General features: G+C 39.1%; 26 protein-coding genes. 8 read left to right on the forward strand and 18 right to left on the reverse strand.

The window, feature by feature from the left end; translation table 11 throughout:
* Positions 1–10 precede the first annotated feature (10 nt).
* On the reverse strand, positions 11–1,009 hold the full coding sequence (locus tag ACFX4N_RS10360) for an NADP-dependent oxidoreductase (protein WP_013057852.1): 999 nt from the start codon (positions 1,007–1,009) through the stop codon (positions 11–13).
* A gap of 128 nt (positions 1,010–1,137) precedes the next feature.
* Here ACFX4N_RS10360 and ACFX4N_RS10365 point away from each other — a divergent pair, with 128 nt between their 5' ends.
* Complete coding sequence (locus ACFX4N_RS10365) at positions 1,138–1,365, forward strand: hypothetical protein (protein WP_013057853.1); 228 nt, start codon at positions 1,138–1,140, stop codon at positions 1,363–1,365.
* 89 nt (positions 1,366–1,454) lie between these two features.
* On the opposite strand, the gene ACFX4N_RS10370 is transcribed toward ACFX4N_RS10365, so the two are convergent.
* The gene (locus ACFX4N_RS10370) at positions 1,455–1,889 is read right to left on the reverse strand and encodes a hypothetical protein (RefSeq protein ID WP_057273527.1); all 435 of its coding nucleotides are present in this window, start codon (positions 1,887–1,889) and stop codon (positions 1,455–1,457) included.
* 244 nt (positions 1,890–2,133) lie between these two features.
* Between ACFX4N_RS10370 and ACFX4N_RS10375 the strand changes: the two genes are divergently transcribed.
* A complete protein-coding gene (locus tag ACFX4N_RS10375) occupies positions 2,134–2,592 on the forward strand; it encodes a GyrI-like domain-containing protein (protein WP_013057855.1) in 459 nt (152 codons plus the stop codon).
* A 28-nt stretch (positions 2,593–2,620) separates the two neighbouring features.
* On the opposite strand, the gene ACFX4N_RS10380 is transcribed toward ACFX4N_RS10375, so the two are convergent.
* Both ACFX4N_RS10380 and ACFX4N_RS10385 read right to left on the reverse strand, forming a co-directional pair.
* Entirely contained in the window at positions 2,621–3,094 is a 474-nt protein-coding gene (locus ACFX4N_RS10380) for a hypothetical protein (RefSeq protein WP_192100288.1), read from the reverse strand.
* Between the two features lie 98 nt (positions 3,095–3,192).
* Positions 3,193–3,318 carry a hypothetical protein gene (locus tag ACFX4N_RS10385; protein ID WP_013057857.1) on the reverse strand — a complete coding sequence of 42 codons (126 nt, stop codon included), beginning with the start codon at positions 3,316–3,318 and terminating at the stop codon, positions 3,193–3,195.
* Between the two features lie 301 nt (positions 3,319–3,619).
* On the opposite strand from ACFX4N_RS10385, the gene ACFX4N_RS10390 reads away from it, so the two are divergent.
* Positions 3,620–4,504, forward strand: coding sequence for a YitT family protein (locus tag ACFX4N_RS10390; protein WP_013057858.1), 885 nt, complete (start codon positions 3,620–3,622; stop codon positions 4,502–4,504).
* A gap of 39 nt (positions 4,505–4,543) precedes the next feature.
* Here the strand turns inward: ACFX4N_RS10390 and ACFX4N_RS10395 are convergent, their stop codons facing one another.
* From ACFX4N_RS10395 to ACFX4N_RS10435, 9 genes are all read right to left on the reverse strand, one after another.
* Positions 4,544–5,302 carry a cytochrome c oxidase assembly protein gene (locus ACFX4N_RS10395; RefSeq protein WP_013057859.1) on the reverse strand — a complete coding sequence of 253 codons (759 nt, stop codon included), beginning with the start codon at positions 5,300–5,302 and terminating at the stop codon, positions 4,544–4,546.
* Complete coding sequence (locus ACFX4N_RS10400; RefSeq protein WP_013057860.1) at positions 5,295–5,777, reverse strand: DUF2243 domain-containing protein; 483 nt, start codon at positions 5,775–5,777, stop codon at positions 5,295–5,297. Before ACFX4N_RS10400 ends, ACFX4N_RS10395 begins: the two co-directional genes overlap by 8 nt.
* Before the next feature lie 1,077 nt (positions 5,778–6,854).
* The gene (locus ACFX4N_RS10405; protein ID WP_013057862.1) at positions 6,855–7,265 is read right to left on the reverse strand and encodes a disulfide oxidoreductase; all 411 of its coding nucleotides are present in this window, start codon (positions 7,263–7,265) and stop codon (positions 6,855–6,857) included.
* Positions 7,265–7,972, reverse strand: a complete 708-nt coding sequence (locus ACFX4N_RS10410; protein ID WP_013057863.1) for a DsbA family protein — start codon at positions 7,970–7,972, stop codon at positions 7,265–7,267. The genes ACFX4N_RS10405 and ACFX4N_RS10410 overlap by 1 nt, the downstream gene beginning before the upstream one ends.
* A gap of 36 nt (positions 7,973–8,008) precedes the next feature.
* On the reverse strand, positions 8,009–8,860 hold the full coding sequence (locus ACFX4N_RS10415; RefSeq protein ID WP_013083927.1) for a M56 family metallopeptidase: 852 nt from the start codon (positions 8,858–8,860) through the stop codon (positions 8,009–8,011).
* A 3-nt stretch (positions 8,861–8,863) separates the two neighbouring features.
* The gene (locus tag ACFX4N_RS10420; RefSeq protein ID WP_013057865.1) at positions 8,864–9,277 is read right to left on the reverse strand and encodes a BlaI/MecI/CopY family transcriptional regulator; all 414 of its coding nucleotides are present in this window, start codon (positions 9,275–9,277) and stop codon (positions 8,864–8,866) included.
* 84 nt (positions 9,278–9,361) lie between these two features.
* Positions 9,362–9,499 carry a YvrJ family protein gene (locus ACFX4N_RS10425; RefSeq protein WP_013057866.1) on the reverse strand — a complete coding sequence of 46 codons (138 nt, stop codon included), beginning with the start codon at positions 9,497–9,499 and terminating at the stop codon, positions 9,362–9,364.
* A 55-nt stretch (positions 9,500–9,554) separates the two neighbouring features.
* Positions 9,555–9,767 (reverse strand): DUF2922 domain-containing protein, encoded by a 213-nt coding sequence (locus tag ACFX4N_RS10430; protein ID WP_013057867.1) that lies wholly within the window; start codon positions 9,765–9,767, stop codon positions 9,555–9,557.
* Positions 9,768–9,782: 15 nt separating this feature from the next.
* A complete protein-coding gene (locus tag ACFX4N_RS10435; protein WP_013057868.1) occupies positions 9,783–10,001 on the reverse strand; it encodes a DUF1659 domain-containing protein in 219 nt (72 codons plus the stop codon).
* 118 nt (positions 10,002–10,119) lie between these two features.
* On the opposite strand from ACFX4N_RS10435, the gene ACFX4N_RS10440 reads away from it, so the two are divergent.
* On the forward strand, positions 10,120–10,563 hold the full coding sequence (locus tag ACFX4N_RS10440; RefSeq protein ID WP_013057869.1) for a hypothetical protein: 444 nt from the start codon (positions 10,120–10,122) through the stop codon (positions 10,561–10,563).
* A 38-nt stretch (positions 10,564–10,601) separates the two neighbouring features.
* On the opposite strand, the gene ACFX4N_RS10445 is transcribed toward ACFX4N_RS10440, so the two are convergent.
* Both ACFX4N_RS10445 and ACFX4N_RS10450 read right to left on the reverse strand, forming a co-directional pair.
* A complete protein-coding gene (locus tag ACFX4N_RS10445) occupies positions 10,602–10,748 on the reverse strand; it encodes a hypothetical protein (protein ID WP_013057870.1) in 147 nt (48 codons plus the stop codon).
* A 157-nt stretch (positions 10,749–10,905) separates the two neighbouring features.
* Positions 10,906–12,228, reverse strand: a complete 1,323-nt coding sequence (locus ACFX4N_RS10450; protein ID WP_013057871.1) for an AlbA family DNA-binding domain-containing protein — start codon at positions 12,226–12,228, stop codon at positions 10,906–10,908.
* A 147-nt stretch (positions 12,229–12,375) separates the two neighbouring features.
* Here ACFX4N_RS10450 and ACFX4N_RS10455 point away from each other — a divergent pair, with 147 nt between their 5' ends.
* Positions 12,376–12,930, forward strand: coding sequence for an HAD-IIIA family hydrolase (locus ACFX4N_RS10455; protein ID WP_035439049.1), 555 nt, complete (start codon positions 12,376–12,378; stop codon positions 12,928–12,930).
* On the opposite strand, the gene ACFX4N_RS10460 is transcribed toward ACFX4N_RS10455, so the two are convergent.
* Complete coding sequence (locus tag ACFX4N_RS10460; protein WP_013057873.1) at positions 12,881–13,456, reverse strand: poly-gamma-glutamate hydrolase family protein; 576 nt, start codon at positions 13,454–13,456, stop codon at positions 12,881–12,883. The genes ACFX4N_RS10455 and ACFX4N_RS10460 overlap by 50 nt on opposite strands.
* A 221-nt stretch (positions 13,457–13,677) precedes the next feature.
* On the opposite strand from ACFX4N_RS10460, the gene ACFX4N_RS10465 reads away from it, so the two are divergent.
* Together ACFX4N_RS10465 and ACFX4N_RS10470 are read left to right on the forward strand one after the other, a co-directional pair.
* Entirely contained in the window at positions 13,678–14,211 is a 534-nt protein-coding gene (locus ACFX4N_RS10465; RefSeq protein WP_013057874.1) for a TetR/AcrR family transcriptional regulator, read from the forward strand.
* On the forward strand, positions 14,208–14,534 hold the full coding sequence (locus ACFX4N_RS10470) for a DMT family transporter (RefSeq protein WP_013057875.1): 327 nt from the start codon (positions 14,208–14,210) through the stop codon (positions 14,532–14,534). Before ACFX4N_RS10465 ends, ACFX4N_RS10470 begins: the two co-directional genes overlap by 4 nt.
* A 98-nt stretch (positions 14,535–14,632) precedes the next feature.
* Here the strand turns inward: ACFX4N_RS10470 and ACFX4N_RS10475 are convergent, their stop codons facing one another.
* Complete coding sequence (locus tag ACFX4N_RS10475; protein ID WP_013057876.1) at positions 14,633–16,210, reverse strand: peptide chain release factor 3; 1,578 nt, start codon at positions 16,208–16,210, stop codon at positions 14,633–14,635.
* Between the two features lie 242 nt (positions 16,211–16,452).
* On the reverse strand, positions 16,453–16,650 hold the full coding sequence (cspD, locus tag ACFX4N_RS10480) for a cold-shock protein CspD (RefSeq protein ID WP_013057877.1): 198 nt from the start codon (positions 16,648–16,650) through the stop codon (positions 16,453–16,455).
* Positions 16,651–16,977: 327 nt separating this feature from the next.
* On the opposite strand from cspD, the gene ACFX4N_RS10485 reads away from it, so the two are divergent.
* Positions 16,978–17,700 (forward strand): DUF421 domain-containing protein, encoded by a 723-nt coding sequence (locus ACFX4N_RS10485; RefSeq protein WP_231101754.1) that lies wholly within the window; start codon positions 16,978–16,980, stop codon positions 17,698–17,700.
* Position 17,701 lies beyond the last annotated feature (1 nt).

The raw sequence follows: 17,701 nt of genomic DNA on the forward strand, positions 1-17,701 counted from the left end.
TTTTTTACGCTTATTCTGCTACTTTTACAAGCTGTTTTCCTAAGTTTGCTCCTTCAAATAAACCAAGGAACGCTTCAGGTACATTTTCAAAACCTTCTACAACGTTTTCGCTGTACTTGATTTTTCCTTGCTGCACCCATTCGCCTAACTGCTTAATGCCTTCAGGGAATTTGTCTGCATAGTCGGCTACGATAAAGCCTTTCATTAACGCACTGTTAATTAATAAAGGTGTTTGAACACGCGGTCCAACATCTTGTTTTTCTAAGTTATACAGTGAAATTTGGCCGCAAAGCGGAATGCGCGCAAACTTATTTAATAAGCTAACAACTGCATCTGAAATCTCTCCGCCGACGTTTTCAAAGTAAACGTCAACGCCATTAGGACACGCTTCTTTCAACGCTTCTTTCACATTTCCTTTTTTATAATTAATCACTTCATCAAATCCGAGCTCATCTTTTAAATAAGCAATTTTATCTTCAGAACCTGCGATGCCGACAACACGTGCGCCTTTAATTTTAGCGATTTGACCAACAACAGATCCAACAGCACCTGCTGCACCGGAAACGACTACTGTTTCGCCTTCTTTTGGCTGACCGATTTCAAGCAGTCCAAAGTAAGCTGTGAGACCAGGCATACCAAGAACGCCGATAGCCGTTGTAATTGGCGCTAGCTCTGGATCAACTTTCTGTAAGTTTTTTGCTTCTGCAGCTGAATAGCGTTTCCAAGGAAGCATACCCGTCACGATATCGCCTTCTTTAAAGCGATCTGATTTTGATTCCATTACGCGTGCTACAATGCCGCCTGCAAGCGGTGCGTTTAGCTCAAATGGAGGAACATATGATTTTGTATCGTTCATGCGTCCTCTCATATACGGATCAACAGAAAGGTACAGTGTTTGAACAAGTACCTCGCCTTCTTTCGCTGTAGGCATTTCAATTTTTTCGTATTTAAACGTATCTTTTGTTGGCATTCCCTTTGGGCGTTCTGCTAATAAAATTTGTTCATTCATCGATATCGCTCCTTTTTATTTCTCTGTTTTTTGTAAAATGTGCTAAACTTACCTTTGTTATTTTAAATTATATATTGTGCACAACGCAAAAAATATGATTGTGCAATAACACCGAAGGAGAAAAAGACATGGAGCTAATTCGCTGTAAAGAAAATGTTGTTAAAAAACTAAATGAGTTTGTTGAAGTAACTCCCCCCGTTATTTTGTTTAAAAAAGGCAATATGTATCCGATTAAAATGGATATCAACTATAATTGGATTGCCACGGATGAACAAGGTCATGAGCATATTGTCGCTTCAAACACAAAGAATGTGCAGGACGACTACTGGTTTAGCTACCATTTTGACTTATATTAAGGAGTTTCCCGGATTTACTCTTCATAAACGTTATATAAATAAAGTGTTGCATCAGTAAAAAACAGCTCCAGAATTCTGGCGCTGTTTTTTTATGTAGTAATCGCAATTGCACGTGTATTTGTTTGAGCAGTCACCCCGGTTGAAGACCGGCTAAAAAACTCTATTCTCACTGAGTACGTGTATGTACCAATTGATGTTACTGTATCTACCCATGTAAAAGAAAGAGCGTTTTGCTGAGTAAATGATAGTGTTAAAACGGCTGCAGCTCCCTGCTGTAAATTCTGTGAAAACAAAAGCTGAGAATTTCTATATACTCTAAGTGTTACTCCATATTGATAACTAGTTAATCCAAGGGGAATACTTGATTCAATTGTAGCAAAACCGTCTATTTTCATCTTTTGGTTGGGTTTTTTCGTCTCAGCGTCTACACTTAAAATGCTCGTTTCCGAACCATAAGTCAATGTCTGCACGTTTTGAGACTGTGCTGAAAATATGTTCAGCTGACCTTGAATTACGTCTCCCATCTTCCTACCTCCAATATGAATTACATGGTAATAAAGTATATACTCTCCTTTTATTTAACATGACTAAGAGTTTACTAATCTCCGCTAATCAGCTTGCCAGAACTATCTCTTGATTCACAAAAGCTATCTTTTATAATGTTCCATTTTCTGCATCGATATCTACTTAAGATTATGTTACAATCACGGTAAAGTAATTTATGATTGATAGAATAAAAGCTAGAGCTTGAAAAATTCGAGGTGGATTATGCAAGGTAAAGTTGTATATAAAGAAGGATTTTCAGTGATAGGCATAGCAAAAAACGGAGAGTATCAAAAAGAGAATCTTTTGAAGCAAATACTTAAAGAAAAAGAAATGATTAGCTCTTCAAAAGAACCTCATATGGTTACAGGCATTTGCATGGCTCCGAAAAAAGAAAATTATTTTTATATTGCAGGGACAGAAGTGGCTGATACGGCTTGTATTCCAAACGGTATGAGCGTTCATACGTTTCCTTCGTTTACATACCTGCAGTTTAAACACAGAGGTCCCATTACATCGCTTGGGTCGACGTATAACAGCATCTGGAATGAATGGCTTCCGAACTCTCCTTACAGCATGATTGAAGGTCCTGCTCTTGAAATTGTAAATACAGCTATACACAGCAATTTATATAGTGATACATATGAAATGGATATTTATATTCCCATAAAGCTGGGACAATAAAAAAGGTGAACTTAAGTTCACCTTTTTCCTATTTTTGCAGCTGTTTATATAAATGATAAAGAGTAAAAACGCACTCTGGATGACGCTCTTTATGGTTAAAAAATCCATGGGGAAACATGAGTGAAAAATTCCCTTTTTCAATTCCGGTCACATACTTGTTTTCCATAAGCGGATATTCTTTCACAACCCAGCGCGCTTCGTCAATAGTAGACGTAACCACTTCACCAAAGTATACGCCCATGCACTCTTCGAATTCTTCTTTTGTCATCGAAAAATAGTCAAAACAATTGCTGTCTTCTAGATCATAGTAAAGAAGCTCTAATATTTTCAAGCTTTCATCTGTAAAATCAACGGTGAATTCATCTACCGCTTTGCTTATTTCATGAATGTGATTCATGCACTGTTCGCGCACTTGATGATAGTAATAGCTAGCTTCAAACTGATGTTCACACGTCACTAACGATTCTCCGTATGATGCTGTTAGATCATGATGCTTGCTCATGCTGACACCTCCACGCTAAGCTTATGGAGCAAGTATAACATTAACCAAGCAGCTATTGAGCATCTTCCATTAACAACCTATCCGTGGCAATATTAGGTTCACTTTTTGCTCATTATTCTGCCGTACACAAATCCTCCGCTAACAAGAAGAATACCGCTAATTAATACGCTGCTTAAAAAGGTTTGCGAATGCATCAAGTGATTATACATCATCCACACGCTCATTTCGTCATCTCCTTTTGGCTTTTTTAACTAGTATCCCCGATTTTCTTACCGCACATGCCGGCGTTTTCACTGTTTTTTCATCAAGTTTCTATATAGTTAAAGCCGTGAAGCCAACTATCTTTTTTCATCGTTTTACTCTTTAAAAAGCCTGCTTATGACTCTAAAGCAGGCTTTTTTTACATGGTGAAACAAGTAATTAAGCCGTCTATCCCCACTAATTGTGCATAGTAAGGTATAATTAAAAATAGTTTCACTTTTCTAAAGTGAGAAATACATATGAGGCATCAAAGGAGACATGCAAATGACAGAACTCGAAAAAGCGAAAATTCAGCACCGAAAGCTGTCCAAGGGACAGGTATTTGGAAGGGCCGTCGCCATTGCGATCGGTGCGCTGCTCATGGCCACAGGACTTGAAATTTTCCTTGTCCCAAACCACGTTGTCGACGGAGGAATTACCGGTATTTCCATTATGCTTTCGCATATTACTGGCGTAAATCTAGGAATCTTTCTTTTTGTACTAAATCTTCCGTTTGTATTTATCGGGTACAAGCAAATGGGGAAAACATTTGCCCTTTCCACTATTTTTGGCATACTGGTTGTATCCATCTTAACTTCTATGTTTCATGAAGTCCCCGCGTTTACCGCAGACGTTCTCCTTGCTACCGTTTTTGGAGGAATTATTCTCGGAATTGGAATTGGACTCGTAATTCGCTACGGCGGAGCGCTTGACGGTACGGAGATACTTGCCATTTTAATCAGTAAAAAAATTCCGTTTTCAGTGGGAGAAATTGTGATGTTTTTCAACTTCTTCATTTTAGGAGCAGCGGGATTTGTGTTCACGTGGGACCGCGCCATGTATTCCATCCTTGCTTATATCATTGCAGCTAAAGCCATTGATACGGTTGTAGAAGGATTGGAAGAATCAAAATCAGCCTGGATTATTAGTGAATATTCCGACGAAATTGGCGATGCGATTAATGCGCGTCTAGGTCGAGGCGTTACCTATTTGCACGGTGAAGGTGCTTATACGGGCGATGATAAAAAAGTGATTTTCTGCATCATTACGCGCCTTGAAGAATCAAAGCTAAAAACCATTGTTGAAGATTTTGACCCTACTGCCTTTTTAGCCGTTGCAGATATTACCGAAGTCCGCGGCGGACGCTTTAAAAAACGAAACATTCACTAAAAAAACGCGCAGAAAGCATGATGCTTTCTGCGCGTTTTTTTATATAAGAGATACTTTTTGAACCCGCTTAAACCATTCATAACAAAGAAGCACAATTAAACATAAGTCGATTAAATCGCCTCCGTAATACATCAGCATAGCCCCTTGCTGCGCCCCTTCCGCCGAGACGTGCATAGGCGGGTGAGCGTACACATATTTTGATAAAATACCGTGAGCGGCAAGAGCAAGAACCAATACGGATGCTCGGTGCGTAAAAGTTTTTTGATGCGGCGAAGGATCAATTGAAATCATCGATACGGTGAATAAATAGCCGGCTAAAAATACGTGAATATGTACAGCGACATGCACGAAAAAAGAGTGATGCATCATGCCATACAGACTTGTTGTATAAAGAATCCAAAGTCCTCCTACGTTAAGAACAGAAGCTGTCACCGGACTGCTGATGAACCGAACAAACCGTCCTTTTAAAAGTTTTGACACTTTTCTGGCTGCATGAACCGGAAGCGTGCGAAGCAGCAGCGTAAGAGGTGCTCCTAACGCCATTAAAAGCGGAGCTAGCATACCTAAAAGCAAATGCCCCGTCATATGCGCGGTAAAGTCCATATGAGCACGGGCTGCGAGCGGTCCTGCTACAGAAGATATGGCGCATAAAATACCAAGTGTCCAGCTGGACGTCCTATATAATGACCATTTTCTATACGTCGCATTCGAAGACGCTACAGCCCACATATATAAAAAAAAGGCAGCGGCAAAAGGCAGAGCTAATAAAAGCTGAGACAATACTTCATATTTAATCATGATGTGCACCTTGTTTACGTGTAAACCATGTTAAAATGATGCCAATAAGCAGCATCAAACATGCAAGTACATTCCACGTAATGTCGTAAGGTGCAATCTTCACTCCGTACCGGATTTGATGAAGTCCCATAAGCTTGTGCTGCACGGTCCCGTCATAAAGCTGAAACGCACCGGCTCCAAGCAATACTCCTCCTATCCACCTTTTCACCCACCAGCCACCCCGGCGCCTGAGATCTGCCACCATAAAAAGTGATGCAATTGTAGCGAACCAGCTGAATGCATGAAACAAACCGTCCGACACTAAACCAGCGGACGTTGTGGACTTATCATAAAAATGATGCCAATGAAGCAGCTGATGAAACACTGCTTCATCAATAAAAGCAACTAACCCTACGCCAAACAAAAAGCCTGACCAGCTATTTCGGGCGCGGTGAACCACGCGCTGATTTGTAGTTGCTTCGTGTTTCTTTTCCATATATATACCTCCCTGGCAGTTCTTTAAGTTTATATCGATTCTAATGAACGTATACCCTATTAAAGAGAAATGAATCTATAATATGGAAAAATAGGAACTATATCCTAATATCGTTTTCACTATCTTTTCATCATAAAGGTATAGGATAGTATTTGCGAAGCCAATTAGCATATTTTTTCATAGTTTTACTCCCTTTCTAATGACCTGTTTCCCCAAAGCAGGTCTTTTTTATATTCCGCTTCTCTTTTCACCATTTTTTCACCATAAAAGTATAGGATAGTACTTGCGAAGCCAATTAGCATATTTTTTTCATAGTTTTACTCCTTTTGAAGATCTGCTTCCCCAGAGCAGGTCTTTTTTCATATCCCGCTTCTCTTTTCATCATTTTTTCACCATAAAGGTATAGGATAGTACTTGCGAAGCCAATTAGCATATTTTTTCATAGTTTTACTCCCTTTCTAATGACCTGTTTCCCCAAAACAGGTCTTTTTTATATCCCGTTTCTCTTTTCACCATTTTTTCACCATAAAGGTATAGGATAGTACTTGCGAAGCCAATTAGCATATTTTTTTCATAGTTTTACTCCTTTGTGAAGACCTGCTTCCCCAGAGCAGGTCTTTTTTTGTTTGATGTTTCTTTTCACTGTTTTTTCACTATTGGGCGGTAAGATAGTATGTGTAAAGCCAATTAGCATATTTTTTCATAGTTTTACTCCCTTTCTAGTGACCTGTTTCCCCAAAACAGGTCTTTTTTTATTTTTTCTAAAAGCTTCCATCTTTTCACCGTTTTTTCACTTTTCTTTTGTATACTAAGTTTGTCAAAGCAATTTCATCATTTTTCATAAATGACCCCTATTTATTCCCCGCTTTTTGTGAGCGGGGCTTTTTTTATAAGAAAAGCATATTTTCCCCTTATTTTTTAAAAAAGCTTTTCTCTTTTCACCGTTTTTTCACTTTTCTTTTATATACTGTTCTTGTCAAAACAATTTCATCATTTTTCATAGATGTACCCTATTTGCACCCGCTTTTTGTAAGCGGGACTTTTTTTGTTTCCATACAAAAAAGCTTAACCCCGAGGTTAAGCTTTTTTCGTCTGCTTGCGAAGAACAAGCATCATAATCGTAATAATGGTAAACGCAATAAACGCTAAAAAAGGAATGGTGATAAACCCAAGCCAGTTAATATATTGACCTGAGCAAGGAACACCGCTTGTACACGTTTCAAATGCTTTAAGAGCCGGTATCTTCTGCAGGCAATAATGATAGCCTGAAAGCGCCATACCAATCACCGAAAACGGCAGGACGTATTTGTAGATGAACGTATCATTCCGATACACGGCTATACCTAGCACAATCGCGAGCGGATACATTAAAATTCGCTGATACCAGCAAAGTTCACACGGGATAAAGTGAAGAACTTCACTAAACGTCAAGCTTCCAAGCATCGCGATAAGCGCTGTAATCCACCCGAAAACCAAAGACTTGTTCATTATTTGTTCTCCTTAGCCGCATCTTTGACCATTTGATCAAAGTCATCGATTGTTTTTCCTTCGAATTTTTTGCCCCCTACATAAATGGTTGGTGTACCTGTGATGCCTAAATCATTGGCTGTCTTCATATCTTGATCAAACGCATCTTTTCCTTTTCCGTCTTTAAATGCACTCGCTACTTTTTTCGCATCGGCATCGCTAGATACTTCTTTCAGCGTATCTTCTAAGTAAGATTCCGTTAAGACATCTTTCTTTTCGTCCGCTGCGTTTTGCTTTTTATAAAGAAGTTCATGGAATTTCCAAAATGTATCGTTTCCAAGCTCTTTATATACCGTCTCGGCAAACTCTGCTGCACGAGATGAGTCATTGTTGATAAACGCATAGTTCATAAAGTAGAATTTGACTTTGCCCGTATCTACATAATCTTTTTGAATCAGCGGGAAAAAGGATTCCGTGAAGTTTTTACAAGCCGGGCATTTGTAATCTCCAAACTCTACTACTTCTACCGGAGCTGACTCTTTTCCAAGATACGGCTGATTATCATATGTAAGAGCGGCCCTTTCATCTCCTCCGCCCTTTGACATATTAGAAAGGACGATTAACCCTAAAATGCAGACCGCAATAATTCCAATCACCCAAAAAATCCACTTGCTCGAGGACGTTTGCTGATTGGGCGTTACTTTTTTCTTTTTCTTTGCTTTTGACACAATCTCATCTCCTTCTTTTCTTTCTCTCTTACAAACTTACAAAGCTGTTAGAGCTGTAAAAATTAGCGCACACAAAATAAAAAACACGTATAGCGACGTCAGCGTTAAAATAACAGGAGGCTGCATCGGCATTTTCGTTTCCGGATTTAAAATATATTGAATGCGATAATTAACCGACGTATCAGCAAACGATACGTGCGCACACGAAAGACTTGTTTGTCCCGTTTTAACCATTTTCAAAAGGGCGCTGCCGATGTGAGCAGACGTGCCATTTTTCACAATGGCATCTTGATCAGCCAGCACTTCACGCATGACTTTGAAACGTTTATGGCTCCATTTAATAAACGGAATATACCATAATGCAGAAGCAAGCGTGCTTAGTAAAAATGTTTTGAGCGGATCTTTGTTTGCAACGTGTGACTGCTCGTGGTAAATAACAGCTTCTAGTTCATTTTCATCAAGCACTGAGAGCAACCCTGTAGACAGAACGATGTGCGGTGTAAACAACCCCATTGTTAATGCAATGGGCTGATCTGTTGTTAAAACTGTTAAATTCTTTCCGTACGCTTTTTGCAGGTGAGCCGTTGTTGTTTCATTTCGCAGCTTCGTAATCATTTTACGGACTTTCCGCATTTGAATCACTTGCTTTACAGCTTTAATGAACAGTACAAACATCGTATGAAAAATAACCGCATTCAGCATGTATTCAATAAAAAACAAGCCGAAAAAGTGGGCTACTTTGTTACAAAGTAAAATTAAGTTAAATGATAAATTCCATCCAAACAGCAAATGCAGCACATACATGCCCATTTGCATAAGCAACGTCACGGCAATAAAAAAGCACAGGTTAAAAATAAGCTTAGAACGCTTTAGTATTCCTTGATTCATTGATTATTCATCCTTTTTTAACTGTTTGACTTTTGATTCGAGCATGCTTAACAGTGAATCATCGACTTCTTCTAACGCATCAAGCATATGAGTAACAGCAAGCGAGCCAAATTCGTCGATCAATTCGTGCGTTAACTCTTTCGACTGAGCGTCGATAAATTCCTCTTTAGAAAGAATCGGCTGATACATCGACGTACGTCCTTTTAAACGCTTTTGCAACACGCCTTTTTCCACCAATCGATTCATAACGGTCATAACGGTGTTGAAGTTAACTGCTTTTTCTTTCTCAAGCACGTGCTGCACATCTTTAATGGACATTTCACTTCCGTTCCATAAAGCCGTCATAATTTTTGCTTCAAGCGGGCCAAAAAAGCGATTAAGGCCGGTTTCGTTAAATTTGAATTTTTCAATTTTCATATTTGACACCTCACACTACCAATTGTAGTGTGAGGTGTCAAATCCGTCAACTTTTCCATGACAACTGCCTTACAATTGTCATAATCACTTTTTTACTTCATCGGTTAAATGCTGAATGGATAGCACAACTGTATCGAGCTTGGCTTCGATTCGGTGAAGTAAATAAAGCGTCACCACAACGGGAAAACCAACGTCTGAGACAAGCGTAAACCACTCTGTCATCTTCCTCTCTCCTTTTAAAAAAGCCCTTCGCACCGAAGTGGAAGGACTCTCATTTTTAAATCGTAAATTCGGTTACATTTCGCTCGACGATTTGAGCGCCTTTTCTGGCAACGAGCGCTCCGCCGCTTGAAGTAAAGACATCGCTTGCGATCAGCGCATTCATTGCTGCTGTAATGGCTGCCGCGTCTAACGTATCTTTTGGTGATTCAATCGATAGGCTTACTGCTTTTTGTGACTCATTCAAAAACTGCATCGTTAAAGTTTTCATACTCTACCTCTTTTCTTATTTTAAAAGTGAAAACGTGACAACTTCGTTGATTTCAACAAGCGGCAGTGACTGCAGGCTGGCAATGGTTTCACTTGCTGTAATGAGTGCATCTGCAGAACTTCCAGGCTGAATGTTCATATAGGATTTTGTCTTTAAATCGGGTTTTCCATCCTCTTTTATTCCTTGTTCTAATACTAAGCGAAGCTGGCTTGAATGCTGAATTTTTTCTGCCATCTTTTATTCCCCCTTTCACTTTATATATAGAAATGGAAATAGGAAAGAGGGATGATGGAAACATAAAAATTTTTGGTTTATAATGGGAGATAGTCTGAGTTAGAAAGAGGCTTTGGTAATGAGAAAGTGGAGCTTTTTATTTTTTGTTCTAGCATTCATGCATCCAGCTTCAGCACTTGCTGACGAAGGTGCAGATGAAAAAAAGCTTGGTCCGTTTTACTACACGGTTTCTCATGATTATAGTCGAGAAAAATGGGATGTAGGGGTGTTAAATCAGCAAGACAAAACAAACATTCCTGAGACTGATTTGAACGATGAAACGCTAAAATTGTTTCAGCGTACGGTTGATGATTTAGCAGACCTCGCGATTCGATTTGCTGCTATGAGCGTACTGCTTGTATGTTCACTCGTTGTTTTTACGTACTTTCGCATTCAAAAAAAACGCCCTTTTCTCCGCTTGTTTTTTGTTTTTTCAAGCGTTGGCTTTCTATTTTGCGTCTATACATCATTGGAGTTATTTAAAAAAACTGAACAAGCAAAATCTTTATTTTACTTACTATGACTTGAAACCCAAAAAAACCAGCCGATCGGCTGGTTTTTTCATGCATTTCTTACGGTTATGTACTTCTGTTCATACGTCATTTCTTCCGTTTGCTTTTGCTGCTCCAAATGGTAATAAGCAGCGCATACTCCTCCTAACCCAGCCAGTGCTAGGACAATTAGAAGTATGGATGTCGCTTTTTTCATTGCCTTTTCTCCCCTTATGTTTAACCCTACCTAGCAACGGCATCCGTAAAAAAGAGTCCCCTTTCTCTTCTTTACTTGCTCATTACTTACGAAAGATATTATCATACTTTTTTTCACTTTTGTCATTTTTTTAGTTATTGTCAAAAAATTGTATATTTTATCCTTGATTTAATGAGTGTTTAAGAAAGTCAATGGACTGGTTTTTTGAAAGGCCAAACGCTGTCACGATATAATCAACGTAGGCAAGAAGCTCCAGATTACCTCCCAATTTTGTCGTTTTAAATGATCGATTAAATCGGTATTGCTTTTTATCTGAAAAGACGAGCCCTTCTTCTTCTAAAAATGTTTGAAATTGCTCATGCGGAAAGTAAAGCACATCGTTTCGAACGTTCTCTAAGTCAATCACAATAATCATATCTTCCAGCTCTGCTTTTAATTCCATCATACAATCAATGTATCCGCCGATGCAGCTGATTAAAGATGTGAGAAAAAAGGGTCCGTTTATATATTGAAACTGCTCAAAAATCGTCTCATCGATGTAGCTTGAAATACTTGACTTTAATACGTCATGAATTTGTTTTGATTCTTCCATGTACGGAATAGGAATATGAAACTTAGCTGATCCGTTATAAAACTGCTCCCACGCAATTGTTTTATCATACGCATCAATCACATCTGTGCTTCGAAAAATGATGGATTCGGCTGAATAAGAGGCTTTAACAAACGGTGTATGCAGCATCACCGTACTCTCGTCGTCCAAACGATAGTGTTTTGGCTCGCTAGACTTGCTTAAAATATATTGTTTTAACCGTTCTTCTTCCATTTGTTCAACTAAATGCAAATCATATAGTGGCAGCACGTACATATTACACATCCCGTAATGAATATAGCTTTTCCCATGCATCGGCCATTTTCTGTTATAGATAGACAGTTCTTTTGTGCAAAATTCCTCTATTCGCTGCGTTTGATCCTCGGATTTTTGATAGAGTCGATCTAAATGATAGCGATCATCGATTTCCGTAACCGGAGATGTGCCGCTTCCAATTCTTCTGTAAATTTTCCCGTAAGACATGTACGGAGGGTTCGGACCTTCGGGAATCCAAATGACAAAAACACCTTGCCTGGGGTGATCTTCAGGTGATAAAAAACGCGTAACGATACGAGGAATGGGATTGGTGACATCTTTAAGCATATTATTAATAAACAGCTCATATTCCTTGCGCTCGAGCAGGTTAATGGAATGGTCGTCTTCATCTACGCCAAAAATAAGCCACCCTCCTTTTTCATTGGCAAACGAAGCGATGATATTTGGGATTTTCCGTTTGACCGTTGAGCTTACTTCGCGCTTGAACTCAAGCTGATAGCCTTCTTCTAAATGTTTTTCCATCATGCGCTGCACATCTGAAAACTCAATTTCTCCAATTGTTTTTTTCTTTCCGTCTTCGCTTATAAATGGTGAATAAAACGATTCTTCGTTCACTTGTCTTCCCCTCCTCACCACTTCTATTTAACTTATCCATATGATGAGAAGTAAAAAGACAGTCATATTTCTTTGATTTTTTTCAAAAAACAATTTTTTACCAAATTAATCCTGTTTTATATTATGATAGAAAAAGAGGTGATTAATATGATTGAAGCAATATTTTTAGACCGAGACGGAACAATTGGCGGCAGTAATGAAATACAATATCCAGGTGATTTTCAACTATTCCCCCAAGCAAAACAAGCGATTATAGACATAAAGAAACAAAACATTCCGTTGTTTTCCTTTACGAATCAGCCCGATATTGCAAAAGGAAAGGTAAAGAAATCAGACTTTATCTCTGAGCTTTTAGCTTTTGGATTTGATGATGTTTACCTTTGTCCTCATGAAGATTCGGACAATTGTTCGTGCCGCAAACCAAGGACGGGCATGCTGTTAAAAGCAGCCGAGGAGCACAGCTTAAATTTGGCTAACTGCATCGTGATTGGCGACCGGTGGAAAGACCTCGTAGCGGCCCGTGCAGCAGGAGCACAATGTATTTTAGTGTTAACAGGAGCTGGGCACGACACGTTACATGCACGGGAAAAATGGGCTGACGTACAAGCAGCCTTTATTGCAGCCAATATACAGGAAGCTGTTGAATTTATCTTTACATCACTGAGTTCACAGCCGATACTACCGCATTCACATACTCGTTAAACAGCTGATTATCCTTCAATAATTGTTCATACTGCGGAGTGGTTATTTCAAGCTGCAGTCCTTTATGCCGCTGATTGCCGTTTGCGATATTTCGAGGTGAAACGCCTTTTAAATGTACGGGCGTTTCACTGATCGGAAAACCTGAGAGTGCATGACGCACCGCTTTTTCTAACTCTTCGTCTCTTCCTCCGATATAAGTCGTGCAGACGTCGCTGTAGGCACCGTGAAGAGAAATTGTGACCGCTGATTTTTTAACGAGATGACGCGCCATTTCTTCATCGTAGTTTGCAGACGTAACATGCAATTCAAACGGATTTTCTGTTTTCAGCGTTTTAAATACGTACACCGTTGCGTTCAGCTTTTCTGCTATTTTTTCTGCTACTTCTTCTGTCCCAATTTCCATCGTTCCTCCGTGAATAGCAAGCACGACAATTTCTCTCCGGCGAATGACACATTCTATTTCGTAATCAATTCCCGCTCGTTCACACTGTGATAGTTCTTGAAAACTTTGATACACATCCCTCATCTGTTTCTTCACACCTTTCTTTCATATACCCAGGCTTTATTTTTTCTTTTTCTTCATATAGTAAAGGTATTAACCCTTTGTTTACTCGTTTATTTTTGTTTTTATACTTTATATTTTAGTGTGCACAAAAATTTTTTTTGAAATTCGAAATAAAAGTATTGCCAAACAAACCGTCCAGACGGTAAAGTATTCTAGGGAAAATCAAAAAGGAGGAAATTCATGTGTCTACATTTGATGATATATTGCTTGCAGCTACGCAGGTTGTACAGCGCGACGGTGTTGGAAAGTTAACGCTTGAAAAAGTAGCAAAAGAAGCCGGCGTCAGTAAAGGCGGTTTGTTGTATCACTTCTCTTCAAAAGATGAATTGATTAAGCAAATGCTGTATTCAGTCACAAAGAAATATGATGACGGACTAAACGTACAAGTTGAACATGACGATTCTCCTGGCAAATGGAGCCGGGCTTATCTCTCTGAGACACTTCATGATTTGCAGCGTGAACAAGTGATGAGCGCGGGATTACTTGCAGGTATTGCAACCAATCCTGAACTCCTGCAGCACTTTCAAAAGCAATACGAAAAGTGGCAGCAGCACATTGAACAAGACGCCATTGATCCAGTCCTTGCTACCATTGTGCGCTTAGCAGCTGACGGATTATGGTTCAGTCAAATGTTTGGGCTCGCACCCGTGGATCCAGACATGCAAAAACAGATTCAACAACAACTTCGGAAATTAACAGAGGAGGGTTTTCGATGAAAGCCTATTTATTTTTAGCCATTGCAATTAGTTCAGAGTTATTTGGTACATCTATGTTAAAAGCATCAAACGGATTTACAAAATTTTGGCCTAGCCTTGGTGTTTTATTAGGGTTTGGTCTTGCTTTCTATGCGCTTTCCACATCGCTTCAGCACATTCCACTCAGCGTTGCGTATGCCATTTGGTCTGGCGTAGGAACTGCTGTGACAGCTGTGATTGGCGTAGTCATTTGGAAAGAAAGCGGCAGTCTCACGATGGTATTTGGCATCGTATTAATCATTGCAGGAGTCATTCTTTTAAATTTAAAATCAGTGGCTCACTAAAAAAAAGAGCCAGTAAATACTGACTCTTAAGCAAAGGAGGAAAATCGACTGTCTACTTATGAAAGTAGTATGTATCGTTTTCCTTTTTTTATACTCTTTTATAGATTAAACGGATCTAGGAATTTAACAGATGGATATTTGTCCTGGAACAAACGCCATACAAAATCGTTTTCAAACATAAGAACGGAATGCTTATCACGATCTTCTACTAGCATCACGCGAGAATCTAGCATGCGATCTTCAATTGTTGATTTGTCTACCCATTTTGCAATGTTATGAGACATGCGGGTGAATTCAAGATCGACATTGTACTCACCTTTCATACGGTGTTCAAACACTTGGAACTGAAGTTCACCGACTGCTCCTAAAATATAATCTCCAAAGAACGGCGTACGGTAAAGCTGTACGGCTCCTTCTTGTACAAGCTGATTAATCCCTTTTTCAAAGTGCTTGGATTTCATTGCATTTTTCGCACGAACTTTTACAAACAGTTCAGGCGGGAACTTTGGAAGAGCATCAAATTCGAATACTTTTCCCTCTCCTACAATGGTATCGCCAATTTGATACGTGCCTGAATCATACAAGCCAATGATATCCCCTGGATACGCTGTGTCTACTGTTTCACGGCTTGATGCCAAGAACTGATGAGACTGCGCAAGCTTCATTTTACGGTTCGTTCTTGCTAACGTCACGTTCATTCCACGCTCGAATTTTCCTGAACATACGCGTACGAACGCAATGCGGTCGCGGTGAGCTGGGTTCATGTTCGCTTGAATTTTAAAGATGAAACCTGAGAAGTTTTCATCCGTAGGCTGAACGGTGCCATTCGTTGATTCACGAGGCTGCGGCGGTGATGTTAATTGTAAAAATGAATTAAAGAAAGACTGTACACCAAAGTTTGCAATCGCACTTCCGAAGAAAACAGGTGTTAATAGGCCTTGCTTTACTTTTTCAATTGAAAAATCATTACCTGCTTCGTCTAATAGAGATAAATCATCCACTAAGCCTGGTAAATACATTTCATCGACGTGTTTTTTAATTTCATCGTCGATATTTTCACCGTCAAAGTCTGCAAAATAGGACTCTTTGTTTCCTTGGTATACTTCAATTTGTTTTGAAAAACGGTCATACGTTCCTTGGAATCGTTTCCCCATGCCAATTGGCCACGTTACAGGGTATGATTCAATACCGAGTACATCTTCAATTTCTTCAAGCAGCTCAAGCGGCTCTTTTCCTTCACGGTCTAATTTATTGATAAACGTTAGGATGGGAATACCGCGCATACGGCAAACTTTAAAAAGTTTAAGCGTTTGTGCTTCAATCCCTTTTGTTCCGTCAATAACCATGACCGCACTGTCTACAGCCGTTAAGGTACGATACGTATCCTCACTGAAGTCTTCATGTCCTGGTGTATCCAAGATGTTAATAAAGTGATCTTTATACTCAAACTGCATAACACTTGATGTAACCGAAATTCCACGTTGTTTTTCGATTTCCATCCAGTCAGATGTAGCAAACTTGCCTGATTTTTTTCCTTTAACCGTTCCGGCTGAACGAATCATTCCGCCCAGTAACAGCATTTTTTCTGTTAACGTTGTTTTCCCGGCATCCGGGTGAGAAATAATGGCGAATGTACGACGTGAATCGACCATCGTTTCTTGAAGTTGGTTGCTCATACGTTTTAAAATCCTTTCTGCTCTACAATTCCTATTTTCATCATTTCATTATACGCTTTTTTTATACTGCGTGACTAGTTTTTTTCATAATTGAATACTTCTACAAAATCAAAGAAATCGTCAACAAGGTGTAAAAAGCGAACAAGAAAAGACCCCTTTTATAAAAGGGGCCTTCTCCCAGTTTAGTTTAACGAACGACCAGAGAAACGTTCTGCTGATCGGCTTAAACTTTATAAAAAAAATTACTTTTGAACGTTAGCAGCTTGTGGTCCACGGTTGCCTTCAACGATCTCAAATGTAACTTCTTGACCTTCTTCTAAAGTTTTGAAACCTTCGCCTTGGATAGCAGAGAAATGAACGAATACATCGTCTTGTCCTTCTACTTCGATGAAACCGAAACCTTTTTCAGCGTTGAACCATTTTACTTTACCTTGTAACATATCTCTTTTCCTCCTTGTGTGACAATCCACACATTGTGTATTACTCTATTCCTGCTCTTACAATAAGTCAAGACGAACACTTCGAACTATCCTTACCGAACAAAAATAAGCACCTTTATTGTAACAAATCCTCCAAAAAAATTCAAAGGAATTTGCACATTCTTTTTGTTTGCTTTGATCCCTTACCTACAGCCTTTCCCCCCCTTTTTAAGCAGCCGAATGTGAACGCATTATCCGCCCTTCTTCTTGATGTTTTTTCTTGTATAACGATCCTTTAAATGGATAACGCTATAGAGATAGATACTCTTTCTATTTATGAGAAAGCAGGTGACATCACAACCTATGGAAGACATTCTCATGTCCCTTCTTAGAACCTTTGTTTCTTTTATTATCTTAAGCATTACAACTTTCCTGATTGGAAAACAAATTAACACACATAATAATCATTTTACATTTGCGATGTCCATCATTATTGGGTCGTTCATTGCAAATATGGGATTTGATTTAAAATTAAAATTTCTGCCGATGTTCGCTTCTTTTGCTTTTCTTGTGGCCATTCATTTTCTTTTAGCATCAACAGCTTTAAAAAGCAGACGCTTGCGAAAATGGATTTCAGGTCGCCCGACGGTTATTATGGAAAAAGGAAAGCTTCTTGAAGCAAATATGAAAAAAGTCAAATATTCTATTGACGACTTGAATCAGCATTTACGAGAACTAGGAACATTCAACATTGCTGAAGTAGAATTTGCTGTTTTAGAAGTAAGCGGAAAACTGTCGGTATTAAAGAAAACTGCTTATCAAAACATTGCCAAACAGGACGTTTTGTCTAAGCCGTTTAAAGAAATGAATTTACCAGTAGAACTCATCATGGACGGAGAAATTATTCATAAAAATTTAACATCTCAATATACCGAACAGTGGATCAACCTTGAGCTTTCAAATCGTCAGCTTCAGTTGAACCAAGTGCTGTATGCAGTTGTGTCAACAAACGGCATGCTCTATGTAGATGAGTATAAAGATCAGCTGTCCGCTCCTACAGACAGAGAATAAG

The organism is Priestia sp. YIM B13551 (genome assembly GCF_042787905.1).
Taxonomy (GTDB): Bacteria; Bacillota; Bacilli; order Bacillales; family Bacillaceae_H; genus Priestia.

Coding starts and splice junctions, on each gene's coding strand:
- ACFX4N_RS10365 (WP_013057853.1), top strand. CDS start 1,138: ATGGAGCTAATTCGCTGTAAAGAAAATGTTGTTAAAAAACTAAATGAG.
- ACFX4N_RS10445 (WP_013057870.1), bottom strand. CDS start 10,748: ATGAAAAAAGCGACATCCATACTTCTAATTGTCCTAGCACTGGCTGGG.
- ACFX4N_RS10475 (WP_013057876.1), bottom strand. CDS start 16,210: ATGAGCAACCAACTTCAAGAAACGATGGTCGATTCACGTCGTACATTC.
- ACFX4N_RS10420 (WP_013057865.1), bottom strand. CDS start 9,277: ATGAAAATTGAAAAATTCAAATTTAACGAAACCGGCCTTAATCGCTTT.
- ACFX4N_RS10400 (WP_013057860.1), bottom strand. CDS start 5,777: ATGGAAAAGAAACACGAAGCAACTACAAATCAGCGCGTGGTTCACCGC.
- ACFX4N_RS10385 (WP_013057857.1), bottom strand. CDS start 3,318: ATGAGCGTGTGGATGATGTATAATCACTTGATGCATTCGCAAACCTTT.
- ACFX4N_RS10425 (WP_013057866.1), bottom strand. CDS start 9,499: ATGACAGAGTGGTTTACGCTTGTCTCAGACGTTGGTTTTCCCGTTGTG.
- ACFX4N_RS10390 (WP_013057858.1), top strand. CDS start 3,620: ATGACAGAACTCGAAAAAGCGAAAATTCAGCACCGAAAGCTGTCCAAG.
- ACFX4N_RS10470 (WP_013057875.1), top strand. CDS start 14,208: ATGAAAGCCTATTTATTTTTAGCCATTGCAATTAGTTCAGAGTTATTT.
- cspD (WP_013057877.1), bottom strand. CDS start 16,650: ATGTTACAAGGTAAAGTAAAATGGTTCAACGCTGAAAAAGGTTTCGGT.
- ACFX4N_RS10395 (WP_013057859.1), bottom strand. CDS start 5,302: ATGATTAAATATGAAGTATTGTCTCAGCTTTTATTAGCTCTGCCTTTT.
- ACFX4N_RS10455 (WP_035439049.1), top strand. CDS start 12,376: ATGATTGAAGCAATATTTTTAGACCGAGACGGAACAATTGGCGGCAGT.
- ACFX4N_RS10430 (WP_013057867.1), bottom strand. CDS start 9,767: ATGAAAACTTTAACGATGCAGTTTTTGAATGAGTCACAAAAAGCAGTA.
- ACFX4N_RS10440 (WP_013057869.1), top strand. CDS start 10,120: ATGAGAAAGTGGAGCTTTTTATTTTTTGTTCTAGCATTCATGCATCCA.
- ACFX4N_RS10405 (WP_013057862.1), bottom strand. CDS start 7,265: ATGAACAAGTCTTTGGTTTTCGGGTGGATTACAGCGCTTATCGCGATG.
- ACFX4N_RS10370 (WP_057273527.1), bottom strand. CDS start 1,889: ATGGGAGACGTAATTCAAGGTCAGCTGAACATATTTTCAGCACAGTCT.
- ACFX4N_RS10360 (WP_013057852.1), bottom strand. CDS start 1,009: ATGAATGAACAAATTTTATTAGCAGAACGCCCAAAGGGAATGCCAACA.
- ACFX4N_RS10460 (WP_013057873.1), bottom strand. CDS start 13,456: ATGAGGGATGTGTATCAAAGTTTTCAAGAACTATCACAGTGTGAACGA.
- ACFX4N_RS10375 (WP_013057855.1), top strand. CDS start 2,134: ATGCAAGGTAAAGTTGTATATAAAGAAGGATTTTCAGTGATAGGCATA.
- ACFX4N_RS10415 (WP_013083927.1), bottom strand. CDS start 8,860: ATGAATCAAGGAATACTAAAGCGTTCTAAGCTTATTTTTAACCTGTGC.
- ACFX4N_RS10380 (WP_192100288.1), bottom strand. CDS start 3,094: ATGAGCAAGCATCATGATCTAACAGCATCATACGGAGAATCGTTAGTG.
- ACFX4N_RS10435 (WP_013057868.1), bottom strand. CDS start 10,001: ATGGCAGAAAAAATTCAGCATTCAAGCCAGCTTCGCTTAGTATTAGAA.